This is a genomic window from Agathobaculum sp. Marseille-P7918 (genome assembly GCF_900625105.1).
Taxonomy (GTDB): Bacteria; Bacillota; Clostridia; order Oscillospirales; family Butyricicoccaceae; genus Agathobaculum.
In genome coordinates this window covers 462,241-479,052 of record NZ_UYYD01000001.1, presented here as the reverse complement: position 1 = coordinate 479,052, position 16,812 = coordinate 462,241, and the positions used below count along the sequence as shown (strand labels likewise).

Annotated in this window: 19 protein-coding genes; 18 read left to right on the top strand and 1 reads right to left on the bottom strand. The window is 59.4% G+C overall.

Going from position 1 to position 16,812, the window contains the following annotated elements; all coding sequences use genetic code 11:
- Nucleotides 1-18 precede the first annotated feature (18 nt).
- The 15 genes from EJL02_RS02270 (at nt 19) to EJL02_RS02200 (ending at nt 13,415) form a co-directional block, all read left to right on the top strand.
- Nucleotides 19-549, top strand: coding sequence for a bifunctional adenosylcobinamide kinase/adenosylcobinamide-phosphate guanylyltransferase (locus EJL02_RS02270; RefSeq protein WP_125114785.1), 531 nt, complete (start codon nt 19-21; stop codon nt 547-549).
- Entirely contained in the window at nt 546-1,334 is a 789-nt protein-coding gene (gene cobS, locus EJL02_RS02265; RefSeq protein ID WP_125114784.1) for an adenosylcobinamide-GDP ribazoletransferase, read from the top strand. The genes EJL02_RS02270 and cobS overlap by 4 nt, the downstream gene beginning before the upstream one ends.
- The gene (locus EJL02_RS02260) at nt 1,331-1,666 is read left to right on the top strand and encodes a bifunctional adenosylcobinamide kinase/adenosylcobinamide-phosphate guanylyltransferase (RefSeq protein ID WP_125114783.1); all 336 of its coding nucleotides are present in this window, start codon (nt 1,331-1,333) and stop codon (nt 1,664-1,666) included. Before cobS ends, EJL02_RS02260 begins: the two co-directional genes overlap by 4 nt.
- Nucleotides 1,657-2,625 carry an adenosylcobinamide-phosphate synthase CbiB gene (gene cbiB, locus EJL02_RS02255; protein WP_125114782.1) on the top strand — a complete coding sequence of 323 codons (969 nt, stop codon included), beginning with the start codon at nt 1,657-1,659 and terminating at the stop codon, nt 2,623-2,625. Before EJL02_RS02260 ends, cbiB begins: the two co-directional genes overlap by 10 nt.
- Nucleotides 2,626-2,638: 13 nt before the next feature.
- The gene (locus EJL02_RS02250; RefSeq protein ID WP_125114781.1) at nt 2,639-3,694 is read left to right on the top strand and encodes a pyridoxal phosphate-dependent aminotransferase; all 1,056 of its coding nucleotides are present in this window, start codon (nt 2,639-2,641) and stop codon (nt 3,692-3,694) included.
- Nucleotides 3,694-5,196: a cobyric acid synthase gene (locus tag EJL02_RS02245; protein ID WP_125114780.1), complete on the top strand. Its 1,503-nt coding sequence runs from the start codon at nt 3,694-3,696 to the stop codon at nt 5,194-5,196. The genes EJL02_RS02250 and EJL02_RS02245 overlap by 1 nt, the downstream gene beginning before the upstream one ends.
- Complete coding sequence (locus EJL02_RS02240) at nt 5,193-5,723, top strand: cob(I)yrinic acid a,c-diamide adenosyltransferase (protein WP_125114779.1); 531 nt, start codon at nt 5,193-5,195, stop codon at nt 5,721-5,723. Before EJL02_RS02245 ends, EJL02_RS02240 begins: the two co-directional genes overlap by 4 nt.
- The gene (locus EJL02_RS02235) at nt 5,717-6,355 is read left to right on the top strand and encodes a precorrin-8X methylmutase (protein WP_125114778.1); all 639 of its coding nucleotides are present in this window, start codon (nt 5,717-5,719) and stop codon (nt 6,353-6,355) included. Before EJL02_RS02240 ends, EJL02_RS02235 begins: the two co-directional genes overlap by 7 nt.
- Before the next feature lies 1 nt (nt 6,356).
- Nucleotides 6,357-7,136 (top strand): sirohydrochlorin cobaltochelatase, encoded by a 780-nt coding sequence (locus EJL02_RS02230; RefSeq protein ID WP_125114777.1) that lies wholly within the window; start codon nt 6,357-6,359, stop codon nt 7,134-7,136.
- Between the two features lie 324 nt (nt 7,137-7,460).
- On the top strand, nt 7,461-7,709 hold the full coding sequence (locus tag EJL02_RS02225; RefSeq protein WP_330548620.1) for a DUF6870 family protein: 249 nt from the start codon (nt 7,461-7,463) through the stop codon (nt 7,707-7,709).
- 31 nt (nt 7,710-7,740) lie between these two features.
- Nucleotides 7,741-9,384 (top strand): recombinase family protein, encoded by a 1,644-nt coding sequence (locus tag EJL02_RS02220; protein ID WP_243114377.1) that lies wholly within the window; start codon nt 7,741-7,743, stop codon nt 9,382-9,384.
- Entirely contained in the window at nt 9,368-10,171 is an 804-nt protein-coding gene (locus EJL02_RS14315) for a collagen-like protein (RefSeq protein WP_206426936.1), read from the top strand. The genes EJL02_RS02220 and EJL02_RS14315 overlap by 17 nt, the downstream gene beginning before the upstream one ends.
- A 221-nt stretch (nt 10,172-10,392) precedes the next feature.
- Nucleotides 10,393-10,581: a hypothetical protein gene (locus tag EJL02_RS02210; RefSeq protein WP_125114775.1), complete on the top strand. Its 189-nt coding sequence runs from the start codon at nt 10,393-10,395 to the stop codon at nt 10,579-10,581.
- A gap of 12 nt (nt 10,582-10,593) precedes the next feature.
- Nucleotides 10,594-11,493: a DegV family protein gene (locus EJL02_RS02205; protein WP_243114376.1), complete on the top strand. Its 900-nt coding sequence runs from the start codon at nt 10,594-10,596 to the stop codon at nt 11,491-11,493.
- Between the two features lie 104 nt (nt 11,494-11,597).
- Nucleotides 11,598-13,415 carry a polysaccharide deacetylase family protein gene (locus tag EJL02_RS02200; protein WP_125114774.1) on the top strand — a complete coding sequence of 606 codons (1,818 nt, stop codon included), beginning with the start codon at nt 11,598-11,600 and terminating at the stop codon, nt 13,413-13,415.
- A gap of 48 nt (nt 13,416-13,463) precedes the next feature.
- Here EJL02_RS02200 and EJL02_RS02195 read toward each other — a convergent pair whose 3' ends face one another.
- The gene (locus tag EJL02_RS02195) at nt 13,464-14,435 is read right to left on the bottom strand and encodes an RluA family pseudouridine synthase (RefSeq protein ID WP_125114773.1); all 972 of its coding nucleotides are present in this window, start codon (nt 14,433-14,435) and stop codon (nt 13,464-13,466) included.
- Between the two features lie 172 nt (nt 14,436-14,607).
- On the opposite strand from EJL02_RS02195, the gene EJL02_RS02190 reads away from it, so the two are divergent.
- The 3 genes from EJL02_RS02190 (at nt 14,608) to EJL02_RS02180 (ending at nt 16,812) form a co-directional block, all read left to right on the top strand.
- Complete coding sequence (locus EJL02_RS02190; RefSeq protein ID WP_125114772.1) at nt 14,608-15,123, top strand: YceD family protein; 516 nt, start codon at nt 14,608-14,610, stop codon at nt 15,121-15,123.
- Nucleotides 15,124-15,171: 48 nt separating this feature from the next.
- Nucleotides 15,172-15,357: a 50S ribosomal protein L32 gene (rpmF, locus tag EJL02_RS02185; RefSeq protein ID WP_125114771.1), complete on the top strand. Its 186-nt coding sequence runs from the start codon at nt 15,172-15,174 to the stop codon at nt 15,355-15,357.
- 150 nt (nt 15,358-15,507) lie between these two features.
- Nucleotides 15,508-16,812: a DUF512 domain-containing protein gene (locus tag EJL02_RS02180; RefSeq protein WP_125114770.1), complete on the top strand. Its 1,305-nt coding sequence runs from the start codon at nt 15,508-15,510 to the stop codon at nt 16,810-16,812.

Here is a 16,812-nt window from a genome sequence, read left to right as displayed (position 1 = left end):
GAGGATAGATGCAAAAAAATGCTGATTTTAGTGACCGGCGGAGCGGCAAGTGGGAAATCCGCACATGCGGAGCGGCTGCTTTGCGCGCATGCTCCGTCCTCCCGGCTGTATCTGGCGACCATGCAGCCCTTTGGTGCGGCGGCGCAGACGCGCATCGCGCGGCACCGCGCGCTGCGGCAGGGCAAGGGCTTTGAGACGGTGGAGCGTCCGACGGACCTTGCGGGGCTGACATTGCCCCGGCATTATGACGGGATTTTGCTGGAGGATTTGGGCAATCTGCTGGCAAACGAGCGGTTCGCGCCTGAAGGCGCGGGCGACGCGGCGTTCGGCAGCATCCTTGCAGGCATTGCACATCTGCAAGACTGCTGCGAAACGCTGGTCGTGGTGACCGACGAGATTTTTTCCGATGGCGTAACGTATCCGTCCGAGACCGTGCAGTATATCCGCGATCTTGCAGCGCTCAACCGCGCACTGGCAGCGCGGGCGGCGGCGGTCTATGAGTCGGTCTGCGGCATCCTGCTGCCGCTGAAAGGGGAGAAAGACGTATGAAAAGCGCGTGGAGCGGCCTGCTGGTCGCGTTTTCGATGTATTCCGCGATTCCCGTGCCGCAGGTGCAGTGGGAAAAGCGCACGATGCGCTGGGCGCTGTCTTTTCTGCCGCTGGTCGGCGTGCTGATCGGCGTGCTCGAGTGGCTGTGGTTTTGGTTCTGCACGCACTTTGCCGCCGAGAGCCTGTTTTACGCAGTCGGCGCGGCGCTTCTTCCGCTGTTTGTCTCGGGCGGCATCCATCTGGACGGCCTGTGCGACACCTGCGACGCGCTCTGCTCGTACGGCGACCGCGAAAAGCGGCTTTCTATTCTCAAAGATCCGCATGTCGGCGCGTTCGGCCCGATGTGGCTGATCGCCTTTCTGCTGGCGGAAACCGGCTGCTTTGCGCAGATCTATGCGCGCCCCGCGCTGCTGCCGCTCGCACTTGCCGGATTTGCGATCGCGCGCTGCATGGGCGGCTGCAAGGTCGTGCTGACGCCCTGCGCCAAGGACAGCGGTTTGGCGCATCTGTTTGCTGAGAATAGTGATAAAAAAGCGGTTGCGATCATGCTGCTCATTGAACTTGTGGTCTATCTGGCTGTCGCCGGACTGCTGGTGCATGCCGTGCCGCGCGGCCTGAATGCAGCTATGGTCTGGGCGGTCGTGCTGCTTGTGTGGTACGGCGCGCATGAGAAATTGACTCGCCGCATTTTCGGCGGCATCACGGGCGACCTGGCGGGCTTTGGCATTTCGGTCGCTGAGCTTTTGGCACTCGCCTGTGCCGCGGTAGGAGGACTCATACTATGACCATACTCATCATTGGCGGGGCGCACCAGGGCAAGGCGGCGCTCTCGAAGCGTTTGTATCCCGCACTGCCGCTCGTCCAAAACCTGCACGAGCGCGTGCGGGACGAACTCGCCGCCGGGCGCGACCCGATGGCGCTGCTGGAAGCTTTGCGCGGCTGCGCGGTTACCTGCGACGAGGTCGGCTGCGGTGTTGTGCCGATCGACCGCGCGGACGAAGCGTACCGCGAGGCGGTCGGGCGGCTGTGCTGCGCGCTGGCCGAGCAAGCGGACGCGGTCGTGCGCGTGACGGCAGGACTGCCGCAATATATCAAAGGAGAAAAATCATGTACCTGACCTGTGCCGTGCTGCTCGGCTTTCTGCTTGATAGTCTGCTGGGCGACCCGAACACCGCTTTGCATCCCGCCTGCCTGATCGGGCGGTTGGTGTCGATCACCGAAAAAGTGCTGCGGCGACTGTTTCCCAAGACACGCGGCGGCGAAACCGCGGCGGGCGTGCTGCTGTGGCTCATTGTCTGCGGCGTCAGCTTTGCCGCGCCGTTTTTTGCGCTGCGCTGGCTGCGCGGGGTCAACTTCTGGCTGGGGTTTGCGGCGGAGTCGCTGCTGTGCTGGCTGATTCTGGCCCGAAAATGCCTGGCCGACGCGGGAAAGCATGTGCATGCGGCGCTCGGTAAGTCGCTGGACGATGGCCGCAAGGCGATTGCCATGTATGTTGGCCGCGACACGGGAGAACTGGACGAGGCGGGCGTCATCAAGGCCGCGGTCGAGACGGTCGCGGAGAACACGACCGACGGCGTGGTCGCGCCGCTCGTGTTCCTGCTTATCGGCGGCGCGCCGCTGGGACTGCTGTACAAGGCGGTCAACACGCTGGACTCGATGGTGGGGTATCACAACGACAAATACGAGTATTTCGGCAAGTTTTCCGCCCGCATGGACGATGTGTTCAACTTGGTTCCGGCGCGCCTGTCTGCGGTTTGCCTGATTGCGGCGGCGGGTATGCTGGGATTGGACAACCGCAACGCGCTGCGCGTGTTCCGGCGCGACCGGAACGGTCACAAAAGCCCGAACGCCGGACAAACTGAGTCGGCCTGCGCGGGCGCGCTGCATATCCAGCTCGGTGGGGACGCAAGCTACTTCGGCAAAACGGTGAAAAAAGCGTCGTTTGGCGACCCGGATCGTGTGGTGCGGCGCACGGATATTTTACAGACCTGCGATCTGATGAGCATGGCGAGCGTGCTTGCGCTTGTGCTGTGCGCAGTGGTGCGGCTGATGCTGGCCTGGCCGCCGCTTGGATAAAAGGAGGAACCCCATGCCCGAATATGTACACGGCGGCGACGTATATTCCTACACTGCACGCTTTGGCAGCGTACCGGTCGATCTGTCGGCCAATATTAACCCGTATGGCATCCCGGAACGCGTCAGGCAGGCGATGCGGGACGCGATCGAGGCCTGCACGCAGTACCCCGACCCATTCTGCCGCGCGCCGCGGCAGGCGATCGCGGAAGCCGAGGGCGTTGCGCCCGACCGTATCTATTGCGGCAGCGGCGCAGCGGATGTGCTCGACCGGCTCGCGGCCGTGCTGCGGCCCAAAACCGCGCTGCTGCTCGCGCCGACCTTTGCTGAGTACGAGCGCACGCTCGCGGGTGCGGAGCTGCGCTTCCATACACTGCGCGCGGACGAGGATTTTGCGGTTACGGAACGGATTTTGCAGGATATTACGCCCGATCTGGATGCGGTTTATCTGTGCAATCCCAACAACCCGACCGGACGCACGATCGATCCTGCGCTGCTGCGGGACATTGCCGTGCGGTGCGCGCAAATCGGCGCGCGGCTGATCGTGGACGAGTGCTTTCTCGATTTTGTACCGGGCGGCGAGACGCTCGCGCCATATCTGGACGAGTTTCCGTCGCTCGTGCTGCTGCGGGCGTACACCAAGATGTACGCCGTGCCGGGCGTGCGCTTTGGCTGGTGCATGACCGCGGACACGGCGCTGATCGAAGGCTTGTACCGTGCGGGACAGCCGTGGAACGTGTCGGTGGTCGCGCAGGCATGCGCGGTCGCGTGTGCGGGGGAGCGGGACTACGCCCGTCAGACTGCTGCGCGCATCGCGGCGGAGCGGGCGTATCTGACAGAAAGCCTCACCGCGCGTGGGCTGTGGGTTTGCCCGGGCGAGGCGAATTTCCTGTTGCTGCGTGCGCGGGATACAGATTTGCAGGACAAGCTCGCGCGGCGCGGCATTCTCATCCGCGACTGCGCCAATTATCGCGGCCTTGCGCGCGGATACTACCGCACGGCGGTCAAGACGAGAGAAGAAAGCAAGTCGCTGCTCGCGGCGCTGGACGATATTCGGAAGGAGGAAACCTGATGGCAAAGTGCATCATGGTGCAGGGCACCTGCTCGAACGCAGGGAAAAGCCTGATTTGCGCGGCGCTGTGCCGCATTTTCCGGCAGGACGGCTGGCGCGTAGCACCCTTTAAGGCGCAGAACATGGCGCTTAACTCCTATATTACAGCGGACGGCGGCGAGATGGGCCGCGCGCAGGTAGTGCAGGCTGAGGCCGCCGGCATCGCGCCCGATGTGCGCATGAACCCGATTTTGCTCAAACCGACGAGCGACGTCGGCTCGCAGGTGATCGTCATGGGTCAGGCGCGCGGCAACCGCACCGCCCGCGATTACTGGGGCGATAAAAAAGCGCTCATCCCGGTTGTGAAAGACGCGTATGACAGCCTTGCCGCCGAGTATGATATCATCGTGATCGAAGGCGCGGGCAGTCCCGCGGAGATCAACCTCAAGCAGGACGATATCGTCAATATGGGGCTGGCAAAGCTGGTGGACGCGCCCGTGCTGCTCGTCGGCGACATCGACCGCGGCGGCGTGTTCGCCTCGCTTTACGGCACGGTCAAACTGCTCGACGAGGACGAGCAGGCGCGCATCCGGGCTCTCATCATCAACAAATTCCGAGGCGATGTGGAAATTTTGCGTCCCGGCCTTGCCCAGCTGGAAGAACTGACCGGTAAGCCGGTCGCGGGCGTAGTGCCCTATGGGCATTTTGATATCGACGACGAGGACAGCTTATCCGAGCGGCTGGACAGCGACGCACGCAGCGCAGCGGTGCGCATCGCGGTCGTGCGGCTGCCGCGGCTGAGCAATTTTACGGATTTCGCCTCTCTGGACAGAGTTCCGGGTGTGGGCGTATCTTACGCAGACAAGCCCGCGCAGCTTGTGGGCGTGGATCTCATCATCCTGCCCGGCACCAAGGCAACGCTCTCTGACCTCAAATGGCTGCGCGAGAGCGGCATGGAGGCGCAGATCCTCAAGCAGCACGCGGCGGGCACGCCGGTGTTCGGCGTGTGCGGCGGTTTTCAGATGCTGGGGCGCACGGTGTCCGACCCGGAAAACACCGAGGGCGGCGGCAGTCTGCGCGGCATCGGCCTGCTGCCGGTGGACACCGTGTTCCGCCCGCGCAAAATGACCACGCAGGCGCGCGGCACGGTGGAAAGCCTGTCCGGCGTGCTCGCGGGGCTGTCCGGCGCGGCGGTCGAGGGCTATGAAATCCACATGGGAGAGACCACGCGCGATAAGTCCGCGCAGCCGTTTGCCGTGCTCACCCGCGCGGATGGCACAGAGGTTGCGGATGGGTGTCAGGCGCAAAACGCGTACGGCACTTATCTGCACGGTGTGTTTGACGCACCGCGCGTTGCGCAGCGGCTTGCGCAGGCGCTGGCCGCACGCAAGGGCGTGTCGCTGGAAGATGGGGCGCTGGATACGGCGCAATACAAAGAGCGAGAGTATGACCGCTTGGCGGACGCGGTTCGGCAGGCGCTCGATATGGATTTGATTTACCGGATTTTGGAGGGAAAAGCATGAACAATAAGGCTTGTGTGCACCTGTACTGCGGTGACGGTAAGGGCAAGACGACCGCGGCGGTCGGGCTTGCCGTGCGGTTTGCCGGACGCGGCGGCAAGGTGGTGCTGGCGCAGTTTTTGAAGGACGGCACCTCGGGCGAGTGCCGCGCGCTGGCAAAACTGGAAACCGTGACTATGCTCGCGGCCAATCCGGTGCGCAAATTCTCCTTCCAGATGACGGACGACGAGAAAAAGCAAACGGCAGACGCCGTGCAGCGTACCTTTGCCGCGGCGACCGGTTTTGCCGTGCGCGAGGGTGCGGGACTGCTCATCCTCGACGAGGTGTGCGCCGCGATCTCCTGTGGCTTTCTGGACGAGCAGGCTGTGCTGGACTTTTTGGATAGCCGCCCGGCCACGCTCGAGGTCGTGCTGACCGGACGCGATCCGTCCGAAGCCTTGCAGGCGCGCGCGGACTATATCACCGAGATGGTCAAGCGCCGCCACCCCTTTGACGACGGCGTAACCGCAAGGGAGGGGATCGAATGGTAAACGGACGCATGGCGCCGGCGGAGATCGAAAAGCGCAGCTTCGAGATCATCACGGCGGAACTCGGTGCGCGCACCTTCGCACCCGGCGTTGCCGAGGTGGTAAAACGCGTGATCCATACGACAGCGGATTTCGACTACGCAGACAACCTGTGCTTTTCGGAAAACGTCGTTGAGCGGGCGAAAGAAGCGATTGCATCGGGCGCGACCATTGTTACCGACACCAACATGGCGCTGTCCGGGATCAGCAAAGCGACGCTTGCCAAACTGGGCGGGCGCGCCCTGTGCCTGATGGCGGATGAGCAGGTCGCGCACGAGGCCAAGACGCGCGGCGTAACGCGCGCGACGGTCTCGATGGAGCACGCGGCAAAGTTGGAAGGCCCGCTGATTTTCGCGATCGGCAACGCGCCGACCGCGCTCATCCGCCTGCACGAGCTGATAAGCGAGGGCGCGGTGCAGCCCGCGCTTGTCATCGGCGTGCCGGTGGGGTTTGTCAATGTGGTCGAGGCGAAAGAACTGTTTCTCGGCGGAGACACGCCGTACATCATCGCGCGCGGGCGCAAGGGCGGTTCGAACGTCGCCGCCGCCATTGTCAACGCGCTGCTGTATCAACTGGTCAAACGGGAGGGATTCTGATATGGGCAAAAAAGCACTGGTGGTCGTCAGTTTCGGCACGACCTATCCGGAGGCGCGCTGCGCGATCGAAAAGATTGAGGAACGGCTGCGCGCGGCGTTTCCGGATCACGACTTTTTCCGCGCGTTCACCTCGGGGCTCGTCGCCCGCAAGATCGAGCGGGAGGAAGGCGTGCACATCCCAGCGCCCGAGGAACTGATGGAGCAGCTGGCTGCGGAAGGATATGAAGAAGTCCGCTGCCAGAGCCTGCACGTCATTTTCGGGCAGGAATATGAAAAACTGGTCGCGCAGCTGCGCCCGTTTTGCGGGCGGTTTGCGCGTCTGCTGATCGGGCGGCCGCTGCTGTGGGACACCGAGGATTATCTGCGCCTGACGCGTGCGCTGCTGGTCGAGATGCCGCGCCTTGCGGAGGATGAGGCGTTTGTGTTCATGGGGCACGGCACCGAGCATCCGGCGAACGCCGCGTATGCGCTGGTGGAAAACTGTTTCCGTTACCACCGCGCCGAGCGGGTGTATGTCGGCACGGTCGAAGGCTTCCCGCATCTGGACTATGTGCTCGCGCGGCTGGACGCGCACGAGGTCACGCATGTGCACCTTGCGCCCTTGATGATCGTGGCGGGCGACCACGCGCACAATGATCTGGCGGGCGACGAGGACGACAGCTGGAAGAGTCGCCTGGAAAGCGAGGGTTACACGGTCGAAACCCATCTGCGCGGTTTGGGCGAGCTGGACGCGGTCGGGGAGATTTTCGCCAGCCATTGCCGCGCGGCGGAAGCCATGTGAGCGATCGCATGCAAGAAAAGCAAGCGCCGTGCTGACATGATCATATCGGAACGGCGCAGCGGGATAGGAAAACCCTGGTAGATATATTTTCCGCCCCACCGTTTGGCTTCATAAGACCCGTACAGATGAATCAGATAGGCGTTGCAGTTTTGCTGATTTGTAGGGCGATAGGACGGCTGCGATAAAAAAGGCTTGGAATATAATCCAAGTCTTGGACAGGACGATATCATTTTGCTTATGTCATTGCGGCCGATGGCACGACCGGCAGATATCGGACAGGCCGTACGGCATATGCTGCGGAGAGAGGAGTGTGATACTTTGACCATGGCACAACGAACTCAACCGCATGATATGGCTGCCGTAACCGCAGCACAGCAATCGCTTACCCGTCTGAAGGATGTCCGCGTGGACACAGCACTGCCGGCCGAAGAACGCCTGCGTGACTACCTGAATCAAATCAGGGATCCATATTGCTTTTTGTGTGGGACAACACCGGTCAGAATTCGATTTGCGTCCGGGGAACCGGATCTGCGTGAAAAACTGAAGATGTATTTTCTGCGGCTGGAGCGATGATGGTGGTTGGACGAAACAAGGAGGGGGCACATTGGCGCGTATCAGACGCAGCAGGGCGGCTGAGGATATGCCGGTTCCGCGAAAGATTTGGAGAGTTGGGAAATATATCCGCCTTTCCCGGGATGACGGCAACAGCGAAAGTGAGAGCGTTACGAATCAGCGAAAGATTCTCGACGAGCAGATCCCAAGATATTTTAGCGGTGACTACGATATCATTGACGAATATGTGGACGATGGACGGACGGGCACCTCGGATGATACCCGCCCGGAATTTCTCCGCTTGGTCGAGGACGTAAAGCAAGGAAGAATTAATTGCATCGTCACAAAAAACCTTTCCCGTGCGTTTCGCAACAGCGCCAATCAGGGGAAGTTTCTGGAAGAATTTATCCCGCTGTATGATACGCGATTTATTTCTCTCTACGAGCCGCATATTGATACATTTCTCAATCCCGAGGTAGTGCACAGCCTGGAAGTCAGCATTACCGGCTTTCTAAATGAGCAGTATGCCTATAAAACCAGCGTGGATGTGCGCCGCACTTTTGATACCAAGCGGAAAAAAGGCGAGTTTATCGGTGCATTTGCACCATATGGCTTTATGAAACGGCCGGACGATAAAAATCGTCTGATGATTGACGAACCGGCTGCGGAAGTTGTGCGGGATATTTTCCGCTGGTTTGTGCACGACGGCATGAGCAAAAACGGCATTGCCAGACATCTCAACGAACTGGGCGTTCCCAATCCGGCCGGCTATAAGCGGCAGAGTGGATTACACTTCCGCAGTCCGCAGACAGAACAAAACGACGGCCTTTGGAATGACAAGACGGTGCGGAATATACTGCTCAATCAAATGTACATCGGCAATATGGTGCAGGGCAGGCAGAAAGTCATCAGCTATAAGGTGCATGAGCGGGTGCGAACCGAGGAAAAGGATTGGTATATCGTGCAGAATACTCACGAGGCGATTGTCGATCGGGCCACCTTTGACAAGGCACAGTCGCTGCATCGGCGGGATACAAGGACTGCGCCGGGACAAAAAACGGTGTACCTGTTTTCCGGGCTGGTGCGCTGTGCAGACTGCGGCAGGGCAATGACGCGCAAAAGTGCGAAAAACCATGTATATTATTGCTGCACAACCTATTCTCGACAATCTAAAACCGCCTGCACAAAGCATACCATTCGTGCAGATTGTCTTGAGAAGATCGTACTGCACGTCCTGCAGACGCAGATTGCATTGATGGGTGATCCGGCTGAACTGATTGACATCATCCGCAGGGAGCCGATTCGTCATGAGCGTTCCAAACGGGTTCGTGATTTACTGGATGCCAAGCAAAAAGAATTAAAGAAGCGGATAGCCGCTCGGGATCATCTGTATTTGGATTGGCGCATGGGAGAGATGGATGAAGCGGCATATCGGAGAATCAAGGCAACACTGGAAACACAGATTACGCAGCTGCAGGCGGTAATTGCAGCCCAGCAGGAAGAACAGCGAGCGCTGGCAAACGGCGACGGACAGGATCATATAAAGTGGGCGACTTTTCAGCAGTACGGGAATATTGACCGCTTGGAGCGCGGAATGTTGGTGGAACTGGTGGATACGATTGATGTGCATCGCAACGGTGCAGTTACCATTGCACTGACTTTCGCAGACCCATATCAAAATGCATCAGAATCGTAATCAGAAGCAGACTGCTGTGGGGGCAAGTTGTGCAGAAAACAATGTAGCCACCGGTCCGACCGGACCCACTGGTCCGACCGGACCCACTGGTCCCAGCGGTGCCACCGGTCCGACAGGACCCACCGGCCCGAGCGGTGCAACCGGTCTGACAGGCCCCACCGGCCCGAGCGGCGCAACCGGTCTGACAGGCCCGACTGGCCCAAGCGGTGCAACCGGCCCGACAGGCCCCACCGGCCCGAGCGGCGCAACCGGCCCGACAGGACCTACCGGCCCGAGCGGCTCAACTGGCCCGACAGGCCCCACTGGCCCGAGCGGCGCAACGGGAGCAACTGGTGCAACCGGCCCGGCCGGTACGGGTTCGGATGTGCAGCTGTTGTCGGCTTATTCTACGCCGCCGCAGTCTGGTACCGGCCAAACGCCGCTGCTGTTTGACCGCAATGCGCTGTCTTATGGTACGTCGGTCAGCCATACAACAAACAGCCCCAATTTCACGATCAGTCAGCCGGGCGTGTATACGCTTGCGTTTAACGGCAGCTTTTCGCCCGGTAAAAGTGTCAGCTTCCCGCTCAACCTCAGTACGGTTGCCCAACTCAATGGCACCGGCTTGCCGGGGGCTGCAGCGCAGCATAACTTTTCCAATGCAAACGATGTAGTCAATCAGTCGTTTACCATTCCGTTCGCGGTTTCGTCTGTACCGGCGACCCTGCAAGTGGTCAGTACAGCAAACGGCTTTTTGTACAGCAATATTTCCGCAACTGTGACCCGAAACGGGAGTATTCCCAGCTGATTATTGGCAGCTGCCGCGACGGTTTCCCGTCCGACAAAGCCCGGCCGCTTAGACGGCCGGGCTTTGTTTTGGTTTTTCTGGATAAAAATGCTGAAAACGATGGACTTTTACCGAAAAACAGATAAATATGTTCGACTTCCAACGATGCGTATGGTATACTATACATATTCCATAAACATCCGTTTGCCGAAAAAAACGGCAGACAAAAGAAGGGAAACGGCATGACGATTTTAACCTGTGAATGTGGAAACGAAATTTATATCATGGATGAAACAGGAGCCACGGCATGGCAATGCGATGCCTGCGGACAGTGGTACGATTTCTTCGGTGTGAAAGTTGCGCCGCCGGGGCAAACTGAACCCAAGCCCTCGCCGCATCTGATCAATTGGAGTGCCGGCGAAGATTTGTAAAAGGTGAATGAGATGATCAATCAACAGAAAATTGCATTGCTGACGGATTCCTGTGCGGACATCCCGCAGGCACTGGTGCGTCGGTATGATATTTATGTCGTGCCGCTCAAGCTGATCTTTTCGGACGGCGAATATGCGGACGGTGTGGATATTACGCCCACCGAGGTGTACCGCCGGCTGCCGCAGGAAATCCCCAAGACCACGCTGCCGGGCGGCGATATGGTGGAACAGGCGTTTGCACGCATCAAACAGGCCGGTTACACCAAGGTGCTGGCGATCAATCTGTCCGGCGGTCTGAGCGGCACGCGCAATCTGGTGCGCCTGATCGGCGAACAGACCGTGGGGCTGGAAGTGGTGTCGTTCGATACGCTGAGCGGTTCGCTGGGCATCGGCATGACGGTGATTCAGGCTGCGCGCTGGATCGAGGAAGGCTGGACGTGGACCGAGCTGCTGCGCGCAATGCCGGCGCTCATCCGGGATACCCATGTGTTTTTCTGTGTGGACACGCTGGAATATTTACAGAAGGGCGGACGCATCGGCAAGATCGCAGCCGTGGCGGGAACGCTTTTGCAGATCAAGCCGATCATTTCCTTTACGCCGGAGGGAGAACTGATCAATGTAGCCAAAATCCGCGGACGGAAGGCCGCCATGCAGAAAATGGTGCAGCTGGCGACGGCGTTGGTGCCGCGCGGCGTGCCGTTCAATCTGGCAGTGGCGCACGGGGATTCGCTGGCCGAGCTCAAAGAAATCCGGGAAATGGCGCAGAAAAGCCTGCCGGATCATCTGCATTTGATGGAGGGCGAGATCGACTGCACGCTGGGTGCGTATGTGGGACCGCATCTGCTGGGCGTCGGTGTTCAGATGCTTTCCGACGCGATGAACGCCGCTGGAAAAGAATTGGAACAACGGTAAGAAAATTAACGGTACTGTAACTTTTGTATCTAGGATTTAATGCTATAATAAACCAATAGAGAACCAATACAATCAATAAACAGGTAGGAAGGAATGAATGGAAAATGACATATCAATCGGCGTACCGGTCGACATACCGGCGCCATCGGTACCGTCACCGTCGTCGCAACAGCCATTATGGGGTGCTGGTCGCCCTGATTCTGGTGGTGATCATTGCGGTACCGGTAGCATTTCACGTTGTCAAGGGCATTTCCAGCGCGATTTTTGGTGGGGATCGGAATCAGCTGGTGTACCAGATTGACAACACCCGTGCATTCTCGGATGGCCGGACGGTCGATTTGAGCGGCGCGGCTCCGTATCGCGATACCAATGGGAATGTTTTTGTATCGGCACAATCTCTTTGTGATAATCTGGGGCTGGAACTGTCCTGGGAGGACAGCAGCAAAACCGCTGTGATCACGGCGCGTAAGGATACGCTGCGCGCGCAGGTGGACAGCAAAACCATTCAGTTCAATGACGAGTCGAGAACCATTTCGGCGGCGCCGGTGATCAAGGATGGGACGACTTATGTACCGGTGCGCGATATCTGTCAGGCATTTTCCTGGCAGGTGGGCGAACTGGACGCGAATATGGGCGATCTGGTCGTGGTTTCGCAGTCCAAAAAGGAATTGGACGATGAGCGTCTGGGCAAGATCGCGGACGAAGCGCTCGCCGAGCTTGGTCCTTCCGAGCAGCAGCTCGCATCTGACAGTGTGCTGATGCGCACGGGTTCGGACAAGCTGCAATATCAGGGCGACGTCCTGCAGATGAAGGAAGACGGCTCGCATCGCGGTCTGCCCGTGGTGGAGCAGGACGGAGTACAATATGTGCCGCTCGACGCGGCGATGAACGCGCTGGGAGGTACCGCAACCTTTGACGGGGATAATGAATGGACGGTTTCGTTCAACGGCCTCGAGTCCACGGTGCGGGATAACGGCAAGACCAAGGTGGACGGAAAACGGGTGCGAGGCGACGACATCAGTGCTTATACCGATTCCGATTCTGGGCGGTTTTATGTATCCGCCCCGCTGTTTGCAGCCTTGCTGAATAAGACCTACACCGCTCTGGATGACGGCTCCTTTGTCTTTGCCGTTACGTCGCTGGACGGCTTTGACAGCCAGAAGGCCTATCTGTCCGGTCAGACCAACGGCCTGACGCAGGCGGTCGGCGGGGATATCCCGGATGCGGATGTCTACATTGCGCTGACATTTGACGACGGCCCGACCGGCGCGATCGACGGATATCCCAACGGCTTGACAGCATATCTGCTGGACGGCCTCAAGGAACGCGGTGCGCACGCGACCTTCTTTATGGTCGGCAACCGCGTCAATATGTTCAGCAGCACGCTGCCGCGGCTCGTGTCCGAAGGACATGAACTGGGCAACCATACGATGACGCATCCGATGCAGCATCTGACCGGCCTGAGCAAGGATGGCATCCGGCAGGAGATCACCTCCGCCACGAGCACCATTCAGGAAAAGGCGGGACAGGCGCCGACCGTGCTCCGTCCGGTAGGCGGCGGTGTCAACAGTGATGTCAAGGCGGTTGCCAAGGAACTCGGCCTGCCGATCATCAACTGGAGCGTGGATACGCAGGACTGGAAAAACCGCAACAAGCAGAGTGTCCATGACGCAATTATGAGTGCGTCGGATGGTTCGGTTGTGCTGATGCACGATCTGTATCCGACCTCGGTGGAAGGCGCGCTTTCCGCGATTGACGACCTGCAAAAGAAGACCGACAAGACCTATGCGTTTGTCACGGTTTCCGAGCTGGCGGCGATCAAGGGCATCACGCTCGAGCCGGGCGTGGTCTATAACGGACTGACCGAAAAGGTCGCCCAGCAGATCGAGGACGGCACATACAAACCGACCGAATTTACCTGATACCAACAAAGAGCCGCAGGCAATGCCTGCGGCTCTTTTGGCTGTTGTTTATGAGATCACGAAATCGGGGAAATACTTTTCCACAAAGGGGATGCGTCCCACGCGGAAGGTACGGCCGTTCAGATAGGAAAGGGCGCCGGCGTCCTCCGCAAAGCGGAAGGTCAGCGAATACGCGTACAGCAGCTGGCCGGTTTCGCCGTACGGACGGTTGCGCTCGTTGGTGCCGTATTTGCCGTCGCCCAACAGCGGGCAGCCGATGGACGCCATGTGCGCGCGGATCTGGTGCGTGCGGCCGGTCAGCAGTTCGCACTCGACCAGCGACAGCTTGCCGTGGGTCGCCAGCGTGCGGTAACGGGTTTTGGCGGTTTTTGCGCCGGGAACGCGCGTCTTGTGCAGCGTGACCTGCTTGCGTTTTTCGTCGCGCCGCAGGAAGTTCTCGATCAGACCCGCGGGCGGCTGCGGTTTGCCATGCACCACGCACAGATAGCGCTTTTCCAGCTCGCGGTCCTTGATGCGGTCGTTGAGGATGCGCAGCGCCTCGGCGGTTTTCGCGCAGATGACGATGCCGCCTGTGTTGCGGTCGATGCGGTTGCACAGCGCGGGCGCAAACGAAGCCGCGTCCTCCGGGTTCCACGCGCCGGACTGGAACAGATAGGCCTGGATATGCGCGATCAGGGTGTTCTGGTCGCCGTGCTCGTCCGCGTGGACGACCATGCCGGGCGCTTTGTCGGCCAGCAGGATGTTTTCGTCCTCATAGACGATGCTCACCTGCGGCCGGGTGATGCGGCGGAAAGCTTCCTCCTCGCGCGGGGCGTCGAAGTATTCGTCGTTCAGATACAGCTGCACGGCGTCACCCTCGCACAGACGGTAGGCGGCTTCCGTGCGCTTGCCGTTGACCTTGATGCGCTTGAGGCGCAGGTACTTGTGCATCATGCCGCCGGACAGCAGCGGCACCGCTTTTTCGAGAAATTTGTTCAGCCGTTGCCCGCTGTCGTTTTTTGTGATATAATATTCTCTCAAGATACAATATCCTTTTCTGAAATGGAATGAGGTAGCGCATTCAGTATACCGCATTTTACCGGAAAAGGGAAGTGCCCGCGCCGGACAGAAAAATGCGTCTTTTTGCCGTATTTTTTGGTTGACAAAGCGGGATTGGGTGTAGTATACTATCTTAGTACCATGTGAGGTTGACATGAAGATTGATTTGAAAAAACTGACCGCATCCCAGCATGCGTCGATTCCGTTTTCCGAAACGATCGACCTGCGGGAAGAGACTCTGTACGGCGCCAAGCCGTTTCAAAGTCCGGTTCAGATCAGCGGCGAGGTTTCCGGTGAAAGCGGCGTACTGCGGCTTACGGGAACGATCGAAACGATCTACTCCACCGCCTGTGCGCGCTGTCTCAAGCCTCTGGATATTCCGCTTCGTGCCGAGGTCGATACCGTCCTCACGGACGACCCGGATGCGGAGGAAGAGGATGATCTTTTCGTGCTGACCGGTGACAGCGTGGACCCGGCGGATGTGATGGTGCCTGCGCTGATCCTGCAAGTGGAGATGACTTATCTCTGCCGAGAGGATTGCAAGGGGCTGTGTCCGCATTGCGGCGCCGACCGCAACGAGGTCGATTGCGATTGCGAAAGCAAACAGATCGATCCGCGTTTTGCCGCGCTGCGCGCCCTGCTCGATTCCGATAAGGACGAGCGCAACTGAAGTTCGTAAATAAAAAATAAAGAAGATAGAGTAGGAGGTGTATCCACCATGGCAGTACCGAAGAGAAAGGTATCGAAGGCCCGTCGTGACAAGCGTCGTAACTCTCATTGGAAGCTCTCTCTGCCCGGCATGACCAAGTGCCCGCACTGCGGCGAGATGAAGCTGGCTCACAGAATGTGCAAGGCTTGCGGTTATTACAACGGCCGTGAGGTTGTCGCCGTTAAGGAAGCGTAAGGCGAAAACAGAACAGAAAATGGAGAAGGCGGCAACGACTTCTCCATTTTTTTTGCTTCTCATCCTGTTTGGCCGCGGCGTGCGCCAAACGAGGAAAATATGCCGCGCAGAGCGCGGAAAGTGAGGAACAGACCGAAAGGAGGGCGCTGTATGGCGTCGAAAATCGTCAGTGTGGACGCGGGCAGCCCGGCCGAGCGCGCGGGACTTCAGGCAGGGGAGACTCTGGTGCAGATCGACGGCACCGCGATCCGCGATGTGCTGGATTACAAATTTTACAGTTATGACGCTGCGCTCCGTTTGCAGGTGCTGGAGGCAGACGGCAAAACGCTGCGCGAGGTGCGTGTGCACAAACGCGAGGGCGAGCCGCTGGGGCTGAATTTTGAGCATTACCTGATGGACGGCATGAAGCAGTGCTCGAATAAGTGCGTGTTCTGCTTTATCGATCAGCTGCCGCGCGGCATGCGCAAAACGCTCTACGTCAAGGATGACGATGCGCGCATGTCCTTCCTGATGGGCAACTATATCTCGATGACCAACCTGTCCGAGGCGGATGTGGACCGCATCCTGCGCATGCATATTTCGCCGGTCAATATCTCGGTGCAGACGACCAATCCAGAGCTGCGCGTCAAGATGCTGCGCAATCCGCGCGCGGGCGAAGCACTCAAAATTATGGATCGTTTTGCCGAGGGCGGCATCCAGATGAACTGCCAGCTGGTTGTGTGTAAGGGGTTGAACGACGGGGAAGAGCTTCGCCGCTCGCTGCGCGACCTCAAGGCGCTGTATCCCGCGGTCAACACGATTTCGGTCGTGCCGTTCGGCATGACGCGCCATCGTGAGGGATTGTATCCGCTCGAGCCGACCGACAAAGCGGCGGCGGAGGGCATTCTCGATATCGTCGAGCCGTTCGCGGACGAGTGCCTGCGCGAAATCGGCACGCGGCTGGTCTGGTGCGGCGACGAGCTGTATCTCAAGGCCGAGCGCCCGCTGCCGGACACCGAATACTATGAGGATTTCACCCAGTTTGAAAACGGCATCGGCATGCTGCCGCTGTTTATGGAGGAGTTCCGTCTGGCGCTGCCCGATTACGAAGGCCGCACGGCGCGTCCCTTTACGATCGCGACCGGTACGGCGGCTGCGCCGTCGATGGCGGTTTTACTTGACGAAGCGGCCGCAAAATGCGATAATCTGAATGGAAAAGTGGTGGAAATCCGCAACGACTTTTTCGGGTCGCGCGTGTCTGTCGCGGGTTTGATCACCGGGCAGGATCTGGTCGCGCAGCTGAAAGGCCGCGCGCTGGGCGAGCGTGTGCTGATCTCTGCCAACATGCTGCGCGATGGCGGCGATGTATTTCTGGACGATTACACCCCGCAGCAGGTCGCGGAAGCGATCGGCGTGCCGGTCGTGCCGGTCGAGATCGACGGCGCGGACCTGCTCGCCAAAATCTTTGAAGACTGA